Source organism: Actinomyces mediterranea (genome assembly GCF_900155595.1).
Taxonomy (GTDB): Bacteria; Actinomycetota; Actinomycetes; order Actinomycetales; family Actinomycetaceae; genus Pauljensenia; species Pauljensenia mediterranea.
The window spans coordinates 49305-63528 of the sequence record NZ_FTPB01000003.1; the positions used below are offsets into that span (position 1 = coordinate 49305).

The 14224-nt window shown below is 62.6% G+C and carries 10 protein-coding genes; 2 read left to right on the forward strand and 8 right to left on the reverse strand.

Annotated elements, in window-relative coordinates; genetic code table 11:
* Positions 1 to 81 precede the first annotated feature (81 nt).
* On the forward strand, positions 82 to 1347 hold the full coding sequence (locus BQ7471_RS01370; protein WP_129583301.1) for an ATP-binding protein: 1266 nt from the start codon (positions 82 to 84) through the stop codon (positions 1345 to 1347).
* 228 nt (positions 1348 to 1575) lie between these two features.
* Here BQ7471_RS01370 and BQ7471_RS01375 read toward each other — a convergent pair whose 3' ends face one another.
* The 5 genes from BQ7471_RS01375 to BQ7471_RS01395 form a co-directional block, all read right to left on the reverse strand.
* A complete protein-coding gene (locus BQ7471_RS01375) occupies positions 1576 to 3138 on the reverse strand; it encodes a hypothetical protein (RefSeq protein WP_076463659.1) in 1563 nt (520 codons plus the stop codon).
* Between the two features lie 58 nt (positions 3139 to 3196).
* Entirely contained in the window at positions 3197 to 4144 is a 948-nt protein-coding gene (locus BQ7471_RS01380) for a hypothetical protein (protein ID WP_076463661.1), read from the reverse strand.
* Entirely contained in the window at positions 4134 to 4637 is a 504-nt protein-coding gene (locus BQ7471_RS01385; RefSeq protein WP_076463549.1) for a DUF6318 family protein, read from the reverse strand. The genes BQ7471_RS01380 and BQ7471_RS01385 overlap by 11 nt, the downstream gene beginning before the upstream one ends.
* Positions 4638 to 5706: 1069 nt before the next feature.
* Positions 5707 to 8988, reverse strand: coding sequence for an isoleucine--tRNA ligase (gene ileS, locus BQ7471_RS01390; RefSeq protein WP_076463662.1), 3282 nt, complete (start codon positions 8986 to 8988; stop codon positions 5707 to 5709).
* Between the two features lie 249 nt (positions 8989 to 9237).
* Positions 9238 to 10260, reverse strand: a complete 1023-nt coding sequence (locus BQ7471_RS01395; RefSeq protein WP_076463664.1) for a CPBP family intramembrane glutamic endopeptidase — start codon at positions 10258 to 10260, stop codon at positions 9238 to 9240.
* A 370-nt stretch (positions 10261 to 10630) separates the two neighbouring features.
* Between BQ7471_RS01395 and trpB the strand changes: the two genes are divergently transcribed.
* Entirely contained in the window at positions 10631 to 11911 is a 1281-nt protein-coding gene (gene trpB, locus BQ7471_RS01400; protein ID WP_076463665.1) for a tryptophan synthase subunit beta, read from the forward strand.
* A 79-nt stretch (positions 11912 to 11990) separates the two neighbouring features.
* Here trpB and BQ7471_RS01405 read toward each other — a convergent pair whose 3' ends face one another.
* Genes BQ7471_RS01405 through BQ7471_RS01415 form a run of 3 tightly spaced genes read right to left on the reverse strand, consistent with a single transcriptional unit; the run spans position 11991 to position 14072 of the window.
* Complete coding sequence (locus BQ7471_RS01405) at positions 11991 to 12275, reverse strand: hypothetical protein (protein WP_076463667.1); 285 nt, start codon at positions 12273 to 12275, stop codon at positions 11991 to 11993.
* 8 nt (positions 12276 to 12283) lie between these two features.
* Positions 12284 to 13030: an SDR family oxidoreductase gene (locus tag BQ7471_RS01410; protein WP_076463668.1), complete on the reverse strand. Its 747-nt coding sequence runs from the start codon at positions 13028 to 13030 to the stop codon at positions 12284 to 12286.
* The gene (locus BQ7471_RS01415) at positions 13023 to 14072 is read right to left on the reverse strand and encodes a DUF4349 domain-containing protein (RefSeq protein WP_076463670.1); all 1050 of its coding nucleotides are present in this window, start codon (positions 14070 to 14072) and stop codon (positions 13023 to 13025) included. The genes BQ7471_RS01410 and BQ7471_RS01415 overlap by 8 nt, the downstream gene beginning before the upstream one ends.
* Between the last annotated feature and the right edge of the window lie 152 nt (positions 14073 to 14224).

Consider the following 14224-nt stretch of genomic DNA (forward strand, 5'->3'; position numbering starts at 1 on the left):
ACCCAATAGAAACCAGCCAACTTGCCCAATGAACACGGGTTTTTCATTGCAATCACAATGAATCTGCCCTACCTTAGACCCATGGTTAAGACTTATCTTCCGCGCATTGCCGATGGCATCCTCGCGAAGGCTCTCGCAAGCAGCGGTGCCGTGCAGATCCGAGGTCCGAAATGGTGCGGGAAGACAGCAACAGGCTCCCGCGCTGCAGCCTCACTCCTCTACATGCAAGACCCAGACCATCAACGCCAGTATCTCGCACTCGCCGACTCTAAGCCTTCGTCTCTCCTCGAGGGGGCCACACCTCGGCTCATCGATGAATGGCAAATGGCGCCTCAGCTGTGGGATGCTGTTCGCTTCACCGTCGACCAACGCGGGTTGCCCGGTCAATTCATCCTCACCGGTTCTTCTACACCAACTGTCCAGGGAGCACACTCTGGCGTCGGACGTATCGAGCGCTTCAGTATGCGAACGATGTCCCTCTTTGAATCGAAGGAATCGAACGGACAGGTGTCACTGGCTTCATTGTTCGACGGAGCCGTTGATATCGGAGCCGTCTCCCCACTTGATGTCGACGGAATCGCTCGCGTGATGTGCCGGGGCGGCTGGCCCGTCGCCGTCACCGCTCAAAACCCTGACCAGGCGCTGCGCCTCCCCCATGCTTACGTTGATGGGCTTATCTCGTCAGATGTGTCGCGAATGGACGGTGTTCGGCGCAACGAGACACGCATGCGGGCACTCATGCGTGCATACGCCCGACATGTATCGACTCAAGCATCGATATCAACGATCAGCGCAGACCTCGCGGCGCATGATGATGCCGCGTCCCCCGGAACGGTCACCGATTATCTTGATGCTCTCACCCGCTCCTTCGTCATTGAGGATTTGGAAGCGTGGGCGCCGGCACTACGGTCTCGAACGGTCATCAGGACTACTCCGACTCGTCATTTCGTAGACCCGTCGATCGGACTCGCAGTGATGAGGGCCTCGCCGCGAGACCTCTTGGGAGATTTTGAGATCTTCGGCTTGCACTTTGAATCCTTGTGCGTGCGCGACCTGAGAACCTATGCCGAGGCGATCGATGGCACGGCCTATCATTATCGAGACAAAACCGGTCTTGAAGCGGATATCGTCCTCGTTCTCGCCGATGGGCGGTGGGCCCTCATTGAGGTGAAGCTTGGTTCATTGCATCTTGATGCTGCCGCTGCGAATCTGCGCAAATTGTCCGACCGCGTGGACTCGAAGCGCATGGGCGCCCCCTCGTTCCTCGCAGTCGTCACTGGCACTGCGACCGCCTACAGGCGCGATGACGATGTGTTCGTCATCCCCCTTGCGTGCCTCGCGCCGTAAGGCTTCGCCTTCACGCCATCACAAGGTTCATAAGCTCCTCGTAGTCGGTCACCACGTCGTAGACGACTTCTTCTTTCGTCTGCTCACTGATCGTTCGGGAAAAAGTCTGGCGCACTCGATCTTCGCTTCTTCGGCCCCTTTGAGCTGGAGCGTCGACCACCCGTGCGGACGTCGGTATCAACGCCGATCAGTCAATGAACGGCGACGATCAGCGGTAATCCCTCGGCTTCACTTGTCCGAGACTCGTCGGTCGATCCGCCGCGCGATGAACCATTGCAGGCCCCTCGGGCCGACCAAGAGGCCGAGAACCACAACCATTGCGAACACAGCAGCATTGACCCACCACGGCCACGTGAACCACGACAGCACATCGAGAGTGATCGTCGCAGGGAGCAGCACCGTCGCAATGAGGCCGACCACCTCGTTGAATTCACGCTCCGCCCTCGCCTCGCGACGATCCAGAGCACTGAGCCTGCGCTGATTCTCGGCCTCAACCTCTTCGGACTCTATCTTCGCGAGCTGCCCCAAGTGATCAAGGTTGTCGCGCGTGCGCTGACGGAGACGGCTGATCCTGTCAGTGAACTGGGATTCGAATCCGATGAGGACTCTCGAGTGCGCATATTTCGACGACGCTTCCGCGATGTTGTAGCGCGCCTGGAAGGCGATGAACTGCGTCCACAGTGCGCGCGCAGTCGGGCCGATCTGCTCCGACGATGCGACATCGAACTCTTCTCCCCCACGGATGGATACCCGTCGGCCATATTCTTCCGCGAGCAGCGCGGCGCGATCAGCGAACCACTCGATGATTGAGAACTGCAACAGCTCAAGCGCGACCAAATCGACCCAGGCATCAGAGATGACTTTGCGAAGGCTCCGCGCTTTGTCATCATTGTCGAGGTCGGAGCAGAAGAATCCGGCGCCGAAGTCGGAGAATGCGATGTTCCAACTCTGAACGCACACGCTGCGCGTTGCATAATCAGCGTCGCATGTGCCCCCAGGCTGTGCTCCCGTGTCCAAGACGCACAGGCGCCGAGCAGATTCAGAAGGTTCCCGCCCATGAGTGACGGCACGTGCTCCGTCGGCGTCCGTCAGCACGTAGTACAGGGGGATCTGACTGGTGCGCAAAGTCGCGCTAGTGCCGACAATGCGAACCGGCCTGCCGATCGGAGCAGCAGAGGCGGGATCGATCACGGATTGCAGGCATTCGACGAAGTCACAACGCCTCTCCCCCATTGCAAGGTGCCTGATGCTCCACAAGCGGTTGTCATCGAAGAGCGGGAAGTCCATCGCCTGAGCATCGTCGTCACCACAGTCCGCAGGAATGAAATGCACGATGAGCACCGCGGGGACCACATGGTCCCCATCGGTATCCGTTGCGTTGCGGGGCCTGCGCACAATCGTGTTGTCGTCGGTACAAATCAGGTCGATTCCAATGACGTGAACGGGGTCGCCATTGTCTCCGGCGATGTCGAATTCGATTGGCAGGTGGAAGCGGTTGACCGAGCCATTGACATTGTGAGTGAGGCGGGAGATGTCGGGGCCCAGAATCCTCTGGCGCTGCTCATCGGGGCGAATATGGCGCGTGTTCTTGGTCCGCGCCCTGTTGCCGCTCCGAAGCGGGAGAGGCCCCTCTATCCATGTGCCCTTATCGAGGCATCGCTCCAAGTCGCAGAAGCAGACGTCCGCTGCGAGAAGGAATGCACAGCCGTAGACGTGATGCGCGTCGGCACTCCACCGAGCGGCTTCCACGACAACCTTGCGATTGTGCCCCTCGTAGGAAGATCTGATCACTGTTCCCCCCTTCGTGGCTATCAGCGTTGTGTCATTGCTAGCGTTGTGTTGTGTGTGTTTAGTGGGTGGGGGTGGTGTTCCAGAGGTGGCATTCTTGTGTGGAGCGGCGCTCGAACTCATCGAGGTGGGCTTGTTCTTCGCGGGTGCGTTCTTCTGGGAGAGGAACCGTGTAAATATGCGCCTTACACACCTTAAATGGCTGTGTGGACTCTACCGTCGTCACCACACCATTCAAAGAGGCTGTCGATCCGTCAAAAGGACTGGTCACCCTCCCCCGCCATGTCGTTGTCAGCGTGATCACCACATCCGGCTGCTTACGCTGATACACGTGATACACGCGCGTGGCCGGATACGGGGCACCCGGGTCTGTGGTCACCACCGGCGCAGTCCCGTCCCCGAAGTCATAGGAGAACCGTGTCGCCTCCAAGGTGAGGGTCACCTGTGCGCCGAACAAGGTGGTGGTCAGCGTCTGCGTCGGGGCAGTGACATACACCAGGGTGGGCACATCGATGAGCGTGTCCCACGTGGGCTGCTTCACCAAGCCAGCGCCACTAGCCTGCACGCGGGCGACCGCATACTCCAACAGCACGCGAGCGTCAGGAACACTGTCAACAGGCTCCTCATCAGTGGTGGGCACAGGCAAGCGAATCCTCTGATCGTGGTTATCGTCAGGAACCCCATTCGCCCCCGCAGTCCACGTCACGTTCTTGCACGTAGGATCCTCCAGATCCAAATTCCCCGCATCCCGCTTCTGCCAACACGACAACCTCCGCTCCACCTCAGGAGCCACCCCCACACGCACCTCACCCGACTCAACCACAGACGAATCAACAGACGCCCCAGAATCCTGCTCCGCCTGCCGCTCCGCACCAACAGTGACCGTGTCACCATCAGTTGAATGCTGAATGGCTTTGGTATCGATCGAATCGGCCACTGCGGTCGGGGATGAGAACACCGTTGCAACCAGTGTGAGCGCAACTACTGCGACGAAACGTCTACCCCTCATACTCATTCGCCTCCTGTTCATACACGTACCACTTTTCTCCATCCCAATGCATCAACAAATCAACGAGCGCGAGCGACTCAGGATGGTCAGTGAGGACCCCATCCCGATAGGTCTGTGCCGCTTCGTTGCGGACGAGGAATCTCACTGCGAAAGAATTCGGAATGCCTACCCGATCAGACAAATCAATGGTCTCGTGAACCTCAACAACCGTGTACTTCCCGTGATGTGACCATCCACCCGAAGCGTACAAGTTCTCGGCCCGCTCAATGAGGTCCATGCACCCGGCGCAGGTATCGGCGTTGACGAACGCTCGAATGGAGGTGGTGTCTCCGGTCTCCCACGCGTAGTCCATGAGCGCCAGGTAATGCTTCGCGGCTTGTTCTGCACCAAAAGCCGAATACGTATACGCATTGGACTGAAGCTGCGGCTCGTGCACGTGGACGGGGATCTTCGACAACGTCCCATCAGGGTTGAGAATGTACTCCCCCGACATCTGACGCTCCACACCAGACTGCACGCCGGAAGCGGCCTCAGTCCCACCAGAAGACCCACACGCCCCCACACCCAGCCCCACCACACATAACGCCACAACACCACCAACAAGACGACGCACGCCACCAAACACACCACACCCTCCTGTCCTACCGCGCACACCTCGTACAACCGCACCCACAAGACGACACACATCAAACACCGCACGGTGATATGCGCCAACAAAAGTACGCGTGTCCAAATGAAGAGCAGAACTCGCGTGCGTGGGGGGAGCGGGGTGGCGGCTCACAGTAGTGACATCGTCGGCACCGACCTCAGTGTCCGGGCCAAAGATCCATGCCGCCTGCCGACAGCGAGTGCCGCGCTTGGAAGGACGGTTCGGGGAGTACATGTTCGGGGTCATAGACGCACCCTAAAAGACCCCCACCACCCCTGGCTACCCCCAACACACAGCCTCCACCCATCCACATGGTTACACACCAACCCTTGAAAACGTATACACAGACCACACCCGTAACGACCGACCCTAATAGAGACCCACGCAAAGAAACCATGCGCAAATGAGCCCGGTTCGAAACGGCGCGGCAAGGACACGCCAACGGTTTGAGGAGAACACGACGCCATTGCCGGATCATGTCTTCTCATCCGGTCATGAGGTCAACCAGTCGATAGGACGGTGTCGATGCGCCGAGAACTCTGCCCTGCCCACCACTTGATCGGCAGGACGAACGATAGACGTGGGGACGCCGCATGAACGGCGAACGAATAAGCGCGGTGCGCGAGAAATGGGGAGCGGACGGGGTGCGGGAAGCGGGAAGATTCCGACGTGCAGAGGGTGAGTGCGCGGCAGCGGGCGGGTGGAGGTCCGCGTGATGCGGGACCGCAGCAAAGGCGTGGGGCGCGAGCAGTTCCCTGCCCGCGCCCCGTTCACGCTCGACAAACACTTCTCAGGCGCGCCCTCAGTCGGTCGAGCCGTGCCATCGCTCAGGCGACCACGCCGCGCGCTCGACAAGCGAGTCGCAGGCATGCCCTCAGCCGGTCAAACCACACTTCCGCTCAGCCGATCACACTCACAGCTTCACCACTGTGATGCTCAGAGCATCCGCAGTCTCGACCGATACCGACAGAGCGAGAGTCTCCGCCGCGATCATCTCGCGGTGCACTTCGACGGCGCCGACATGCTCTGCGGGCACGCCCAGGGTGAGCGCGATCCGATCGGCGACGTGCAGGCCCGCGTTCTTGCGCTCATCTTGGATGGCACGGATGACATCGCGCGCATACCCCTCGGCCTCAAGCTCGGGCGTGAGCTCAGTGTCGAGCACGACGAAAGTGCCATTCGCCAAAACATCCGCAACTTGTCCCTCGTCGGCGTTCACCGAGGTCGTCACACTGAACTGCTCGCCGCTCAAAGAAACAGGTGCACCATCGACCATAACGCCGGAAAAGACGCAAGACGCCCCGTCCTCGGACACCTGCCACTCCCCCGCCTTCTGTGCCTTGAAGAGCTGCGAAGTGAGCTTGCGAATCTCAGGCGAAAAGGCACGCGGGTTGAGGGAAAGCTCAGTGGAGACCGACAGGCCAGACTCGGCCGGAGTCAAGAGGCGAACATCCTTGACATTGACCTCGGAAGCAATAAGTCCCGCGAAAGAAGAGAGCGCCTCAGCCTGCTCGGACACGACCCGCAAGCCCTGGAGAGGCTGGCGCACGCGCAACTGGTTCGCCTTGCGCAACGCATGAGCAGAAGACACGACATCACGCACCTCGTCCATTGCTGCAACGAGGGCATCGTTGGCCACGGCCTCGGGCAGGATCGGGTAGTCAACCAGGTGCACAGACTCACCGCCGGTCAAGCCCTTCCAGATCTCCTCGGTCAGCAGGGGCAGCAGCGGCGCGGCAACCTCCATGAGGCGCACCAAAGCCGTGTACAGCGTCTCGAAAGCCGCCTGGTCCTCATCCCAGAAACGCTGACGCTGAGTGCGCACGTACCAGTTCGTCAGCACGTCGAGGTAGTCGCGCACCAGCTCGCAGCCCTTCGCGATGTCGTATTCGTCGAGGCTCGCCTTCACGCCGCTCGCGAGGTCTCGCGTGTGGGCCAGCAGGTAGCGGTCCATTTCGACGAGGCCGTCAACGACACGTGGGTCACCGAGGTCGAGCAAGCGCCCCTCAATGCCTTCGCCCTTGTTCGCAGCTCCCGCGTAGAGGGTGAAGAAGTAGTAGGCGTTCCAGATCGGCAAGAGCACTTGACGGACGGTGTCGCGAATGCCCACGTCCGTGACCATGAGGTTGCCGCCGCGAACGACGGGTGAGCTCATGAGGAACCAGCGCATCGCATCGGAGCCGTAGGAGTCGAACACTCCGTTCACGTCCGGGTAGTTGCGCAGCGACTTACTCATCTTGCGCCCGTCGTCGCCCAGCACGATGCCGTGCGAGACGACGTTCGTGAACGCCGGACGATCGAAGAGGGCGGTCGCCAGGACGTGCAGGGTGTAGAACCAGCCGCGGGTCTGACCGATGTATTCGACAATGAAGTCACCCGGGTAGTGCGACTCGAACCATTCGGCGTTCTCGAAGGGGTAGTGGACCTGCGCATAGGGCATTGATCCGGATTCGAACCAGCAGTCGAGGACGTCGGGGATGCGGCGCATCATGGACTTGCCGCTCGGGTCGTCCGGGTTGGGGCGAACGAGCTCGTCAATGAAGGGGCGGTGCAGGTTGTCGACCTTCACTCCGAAGTCGCGTTCGAGTTCAGCGAAGGAGCCGTAGACGTCTTCACGCGGATAGTTCGGGTCGTCCGAACGCCACACGGGGATCGGCGCTCCCCAGAAGCGGTTGCGCGAGATCGACCAGTCGCGTGCGCCCGCGAGCCAGTTGCCGAAGATCCCGTCCTTCGTGTGCTCAGGCACCCAGGTGATCTCCTGGTTGAGCTCCACCATGCGGTCACGGATCGCGGTGACCTTCACGAACCAGGAGGACACGGCCTTGTAGATCAGGGGCTTGCGGCAGCGCCAGCAGTGCGGGTAAGAGTGCACGTAGGACTTCTGCTGGACGAGGACGGCGCGCCGCTCCTCAGGGATACGAGCCATCGGGCCCGAGCCGTCGCGAAGGTCCACGATGATCGGCTTGTTCGCTTCGAAGACTTGCATGCCCTCGTAGTCGGTGACTTCAGAGGTGAAGCATCCGCCCTCGTCGACGGGGATGACGGGCTTGATGCCGACCTCCATGCACACGAACATGTCGTCCTCACCGAAGGCGGGGGCGATGTGCACGAGGCCGGTGCCGTCCTCAGTGGACACGTAGTCGCCGGGGATGATGCTCCAGCCGTTCGGACCGGGGGCTGCACCCTCGGACCGGTGTTCGGCGGTGTTGTAGTAGTCGAAGATCGGATGGTAGCTGCGACCCGCCAGGTCTGAACCCTTCAGGCGTGCAACGACCTCGGGGTTTTCTCCAACTTCTTTCACGTAGGCACCCAGGCGGGCTTCAGCGAGGATGACGCGCTGGCCGGCGAGGGGCGATTCGAGGTCTTCTGCGACACGCACGACCGCATAGTCGATTGTTGGGCCCACGGCAACGGCCAGGTTCGAGGGGAGGGTCCAGGGAGTGGTCGTCCAGATGAGGACGAGTTCGGTGTCCTCAGCGCCCTCGACGATCGGTTCGGTCAGGCGCATGCCGACGGTGACGGTGTTGTCCTGGCGGTCCTGGTAGACCTCGTCATCCATCTTGAGTTCGTGGTTGCTCAGCGGCGTGCGGTCGTGCCAGCAGTAGGGCAGCACGCGGTGGCCCTCGTAGGCGAGGTTCTTGTCATAGAGAGTCTTGAACGCCCAGATCACCGATTCCATGTACTCCGGGTCGAGGGTCTTGTAGTCGTTCGCGAAATCGACCCAGCGGGCCTGGCGGGTGACATAGTCCTCCCACTCGTCTGTGTAGCGCAGGACGGAGGAGCGGCAGGCGTCATTGAACGCGCCGATGCCGAGGCCACCTTCGCGGGTGATCTCGGTGACGTCGTCGATCCCGAGGATCCGCTGGGCTTCGAGTTCTGCGGGCAGGCCGTGTGTGTCCCAGCCGAAGCGGCGTTCGACGCGGTGCCCGAGCATCGTCTGGTAGCGGCCGACGATGTCTTTCACGTAGCCGGTGAGGAGGTGGCCGTAGTGGGGCAGGCCGTTCGCGAAGGGAGGGCCGTCGTAGAAGACGAACTCGTTCTCGCCATTGGCTCCGGCGGGACGGTTGTCGATGGACCTGTGGAAGGTGTCATTGGCGGCCCAAAAGGCCAGTGTCTCGCCTTCCATCTGCGGGAAGGACGGGCTCGGGTCCACCTCGGTGTCGCGGTGGCGGGGATAGAAGCCGTGCTTCGTCATGGTGTCCTCGTCTGTTCGTTGCACAGGGACGAGGACCGGCGACGCCGGGACCCGCGGTACCACCCCGCTTGCCGCTCCCCCGACTCGGGGGTGCAGCCGCTTATTCACAGCTGTGTCGGGCTTACCCGTCCGGTTCTAATGAGGCACTGCCACGAAGCGGGCGCCCGTTCTTCCGAAAACTCCCCGGTGATACCCCCGTCTGCCGCCCGAAGGCGAGGATCCGGGGCCGGATCAGCGTCACCGCCTACTCTAGCGACTAGTCGTCTCATCTGCCGCATCGGTATGCGTGCGCTTGGACTCAGTCGGCTGCTCGCCGAGCTGGTCCTCCATGGGGCCGCAGGGGCCGACGACCTCGAATCTGAAAGCGTTCCTGGGCACGATGAGGCCGCGTGCACGTGCGGCGACGAGCAGCACGACCGCAACCGACAGGCAGAGGAGGACGGCCGTCACCGATCCTTCGAATCCCATGTCACCGCCCGTCAACCACCAGGGCCCCTCGATACGCGCGGAGAGGAGCCCTGTGTTCTCCAGGCCGTTGCCGGACACGTCGGAGGAGAAGATCCCGCCCTGCATAAAGTTCCATGCGGCGTGGACCCCCATGACCAACCACAGTCGGCGTGTGACGATATAGCAGGCACCGAGCAGCACTCCCGCTTCGAGGGCGATCGCGATGGCTCCCCACCAGTCGGCCTCCGGGTTGGCGAGGTGAGCGGCACCGAAGAGCGCGGAGGTGAGGACCAACGCCCACCATGTGCCGAGCCGGTGCTCGATGAGGCGCAATAGTCCCGCTCGGAAGGCGATTTCCTCCACGACGCCCGCGAGGGCGGCCTGAGCGCCGGATGTCACGATGAGCCTGTTCGGGTTGATGCCGACTACTTCGTACGCGCCTAATGCCCACGCGACGGCGACGACGATGCTCATAATGATCGCGCCGAGAAGGATGCCAACCGCGAGTTCGCCCGCCCATCCGCGCTTGTCGAAGTCAGTGGCGGGTCGTTGGGCGACGAAACGGACGGCGACGATGTAGACACCGATTGAGAGCATGATTGCGACGAGGCTGCGAAGGACTTGCGCAGCCTCGCCCCCGAACATTCCGTGGGGAATGATCGTGTGGGCGATGATCTGGGCGGTGATCACCCCGAAGCAGAGGACGAGGCCCTGGAGGATCGGCATGCGCCCGGTCGAGGACAGTGCGGCGAGGGCCTTCGGTCCAGGAGCGGGGATAAAGGGGGCGCCAACGTCAGCACGCCGAGGCGGGATCCAGGTCGTCATGCCTCTAGTGTCGCAGAGGCGCACAAATGCACACAGTCTCGCTCGTGCGACGACCGTCACCGTAACGTGAACCGCAGTATCATGCGGATCGAACGAACACGATGATCGAAGAGTGTGTGCATTTTCGCGGGTGGTGGCGCTGGGGCAGATGATGCCTACCCCGCGCATCCAGAATGCGGACATCGGATTGCGCAGGTCACTCCCATCGCTACAGTCATCACCGTGACGACATGCACAACCCGCACCTGGTGGCGGCTCCCGTAAGGCGAGCCGCTCACTGTTGTACCCTATTCACGCTCGCCCTCGTCGGCGGGCGTTTTTCGCACCCGGGCCCGCCTGACACTCGACCATCAACTCAGGAGAAACCCCGATGACCGCTCACAACCCCGCAGGAGCCGCTCCCACCGCCAACCGCATCCCGACGGGAAGCATTGACGGACTCGGCGAGGCGAGAGTCCGCGACACCATCCTCCCCGCATTCTTCGGCCGCTTCGGCGGCCAGGAAGTCCCCGACTTCCTCCTCCCCGCACTCGACGAACTCGAAGCCGCCTTCACCGAAGCGATGAGCGACTCGGAGTTCCTCGCCGAACTCGACGAGTTGCGCCGCACCTACCTCGGACGCGAGACCCCTCTCTTCGAATGCCGCAACCTTCCCGTCGGCGGCGGAGCGCGCATCGTCCTCAAGCGCGAGGACCTCGCCCACGGCGGCGCCCACAAGGGGAACAATGTCCTCGGGCAGGCGCTCTTGGCCAAGAGGATGGGCAAGAAGCGCCTCATCGCAGAGACCGGCGCCGGCCAGCACGGCACCGCCACCGCCATGGTCGCCGCACTCATGGGAATGGAGTGCACCATTTACATGGGTGCTCACGACGTCGCCCGCCAGCGCCCCAATGTCGAGCGCATGGAGCTCATGGGCGCAACTGTCATCGGCGTCACCCAGGGCAATCAGGGCCTCAAGGACGCGATTGACGTCGCCCTCGAAGAGTGGAGTACGCGCCTGGAGGACACCTTCTACCTCCTCGGCTCTGCCACCGGCCCCCACCCCTTCCCCACTATCGTCCGCACCTTCCAGGAAGTGATCTCCCAAGAATCACGCGCCCAGATGCTCGATCGCTATGGGCGCCTCCCCGACGCGGTCGTCGCAGCCGTCGGCGGCGGCTCGAACGCCATCGGCTCCTTCGCCAACTACATCGCCGACGAGGGCGTGCGCCTCATCGGCGTTGAGCCCGCCGGAAAGGGCCTCGATTCGGGCGAGCACGGCGCGCCGATCTGCGCTGGCAGGATCGGTTCCCTCCACGGCATGCGCTCCTTCGTCATGATGAGCGACGAGGGCGAGGTACTCCCCTCGCATTCCATTTCGGCGGGCCTCGACTACCCGTCGGTCGGCCCCGAGCATGCGATGCTCGCCGACACCGGCCGCGGCGAATACGTCGGCATCACCGACGACGAGGCTCTCGAGGCGTTCAAGCTGTTGAGTTGTTGCGAAGGCATCATCCCCGCGATGGAGTCCTCGCACGCCGTGGCGCAGGCGCTGAAGATGGCGCGCGAGAACATAGAGGCGAATGGGGCGGACGCCGAGCCGCTGCTGCTGCTCGTCAACCTGTCGGGCCGGGGCGACAAGGATATGGAGCAGGTCGCCGACCGGCTCTGAACGGGCCATTTCAAGGACCTGCGAATCGAGGCAGACCGGGCGCTGGCGCCCGGTCTGCCCGAATGCGGGCAAGGGAGTCTTACTCGCGCGTCTCTTGCGGCGAGTCTTCCCTGCGTCCCTCGGGCGAGGGCGGCGCCCCCTCTTCGACCTCGACGGCGAGGCTCGACTGTGCCTCTTCCTCCTCAACGAATCGGGGCGCTCCCGTTACGAGGATCTCATTCATCGCTTCGAAGGCCGCAGCACCGGACCCGGATCGGCGGCGCCGCCAGTAGATCCACCCTCTTGACTCGGCCCGCAGTAAGAACCTATCGATGAGGAGCACTCCCACGACCACGAGAACGAGGATCAGGAGGATTCGCCCCATGCTCCCTCTCAGCCCTTCCGCGCGACGAGGGTGTTCGTCGCCTGTGCGACGGGCCGGATGATGAGGGAGTCGATGTTGACATGCGAGGGACGAGTGAGCGCCCACACGATCGCGTCAGCGACATCCTCAGCGACGAGTGGCGCGGCGACACCCTCGTAGACCTTCTCCGCGGCTTCGGCGCTGCCCAGACGGTTGAGCGAGAACTCCGGCGTCTTCACCATGCCCGGAGCGATCTCAATGATGCGGACGGGTTCGCCGACGAGTTCTTGACGCAAGGTGTTAGCGATGATGCGTTCGGCGTGCTTCGCCGCGACGTAGCCGCCCCCACCGGGGTAGGTGTCGTGCCCCGCCGTCGAGGTGAGGAAGAGGAGGTCACCGCCGCGCTCGCGCATCGCGGGCAGGAATGCACGGGTGCAATGCAGCGCCGTCATCACATTGCGCTCGTACATGGCGATCCACTTGTCTGGGTCTGCCTCGGCGACGCTGTCCACTCCGAGCGCACCGCCCGCATTATTGACGAGGGCGTCAACGGGGCCTGCCTCGCTCACCCGTTGGGCCATCGCCTCTACTGCGGCACCGTCACGCAGGTCGACTGCTTCGAATGAGCAGCCCGTTTCAGCGGCGAGTGCGCGCAGCCGCTCCTCGCGGCGCGCCACTGCGACGACGTCCCATCCGAGCTTCCTCAGTTTGCGAACAGTGGCTTCGCCGATTCCAGTCGATGCCCCGGTAACGACGGCTTTGCGACGTTCACTCATGGTCGGCCTCCTCGCTTATCGGGGCGGATTCGCCCTCGATGGATGTCGTGTCGACGCCGACCGCTGTAGTCTCCGCAGGAGCGAACGCCCCATTGGAGACTGTGGTGGCCGTGGGCGCATTGCGGCGCCACCAGCGCCCCGCGCCATTGTCGGTATTCGTCGCCTGGAGCGCTCGACGTGCGCGCCGTCTGCGCCACCACCAGATGAGCAACGCCACCAGTGGGACGATGACGATGAGCCACGGGGCGAGCATGATGAGGACGTAGGCGATGATGTTCATTCCTTCGAGGAAGGACTCCCACGATCTGACCCACACCGACCGCGAGGGGGCGGCTTCGACTGACGGGGAGGACAATTCGATGTCGAGCGTCGACAGGGCGACGCGGTCCGCGTACCAGGCGCGCTGGGAGTTCAACGAGTCGAGGTCGGCCTGGCGGTTCGTGAGTTCGCGCTCCGCCTCAAGCACCTCCCCCGTTGTCGCCGCATCTTTCATGAGTTCGGTGAGCCGAGCGATTGAGGATTCCAGTGCGGCGATCCGCGCATCGAGGTCGGCCACCTGCGCACCGACGTCCTCGTTCGTCGTCGTCATCGATTTGACGTCTCCGAGTTCGTGAATCTGGGAGAGGGCTTGATCGAAGGAGGCCGCGGGGATTCGCGCCGTCATATTCGCATACGGCAGGTTGGAGCGCGTTGAGAGGGACTGGGAGGCGATCTGGCCTCCATGGGCTCTCACAATATCCGTGATCTGCGATGCGGCGTCGCCGGGACTCTCGACGACCATCCGCAGCGATCCAGTGACGATGATCTGTTCATCAACGTCGATTCGAGAGGCGTCTGTGGGGGAGGCGGAGCCAGCGGTCCCCGCGGTCTTGGTGCCGGAATCCATCGGTTCCGCTGATGAGTCCGCACTGCCCATGCTGTACGAATAGTCTCTGGCCTCGCTGGCCGACGGCATCGAGGACGAGCATCCGGACACTGCGATGGCGCATGCGACGCCCAGTGCCGCAGCGTGCGTGAGGACACGGCGGTGTCGAGTGGTCATATCAGCCTCCTTGATCGCCACGTGTCACTACTGTCTCAAAGACTCGCCCCCTCCGCCAGCGTTTGACCGCTTCGCACCCCGATCGACACCTCGGTGCACGACTGCGACACGACGACGATGGCTCGCAGACATTGGTGGCTGCGGGCCCCTGT

Coding starts and splice junctions, on each gene's coding strand:
- BQ7471_RS01410 (WP_076463668.1), bottom strand. CDS start 13,030: ATGAGTGAACGTCGCAAAGCCGTCGTTACCGGGGCATCGACTGGAATC.
- trpB (WP_076463665.1), top strand. CDS start 10,631: ATGACCGCTCACAACCCCGCAGGAGCCGCTCCCACCGCCAACCGCATC.
- BQ7471_RS01415 (WP_076463670.1), bottom strand. CDS start 14,072: ATGACCACTCGACACCGCCGTGTCCTCACGCACGCTGCGGCACTGGGC.
- BQ7471_RS01370 (WP_129583301.1), top strand. CDS start 82: ATGGTTAAGACTTATCTTCCGCGCATTGCCGATGGCATCCTCGCGAAG.
- BQ7471_RS01405 (WP_076463667.1), bottom strand. CDS start 12,275: ATGGGGCGAATCCTCCTGATCCTCGTTCTCGTGGTCGTGGGAGTGCTC.
- ileS (WP_076463662.1), bottom strand. CDS start 8,988: ATGACGAAGCACGGCTTCTATCCCCGCCACCGCGACACCGAGGTGGAC.
- BQ7471_RS01380 (WP_076463661.1), bottom strand. CDS start 4,144: ATGAGGGGTAGACGTTTCGTCGCAGTAGTTGCGCTCACACTGGTTGCA.
- BQ7471_RS01385 (WP_076463549.1), bottom strand. CDS start 4,637: ATGTCGGGGGAGTACATTCTCAACCCTGATGGGACGTTGTCGAAGATC.
- BQ7471_RS01395 (WP_076463664.1), bottom strand. CDS start 10,260: ATGACGACCTGGATCCCGCCTCGGCGTGCTGACGTTGGCGCCCCCTTT.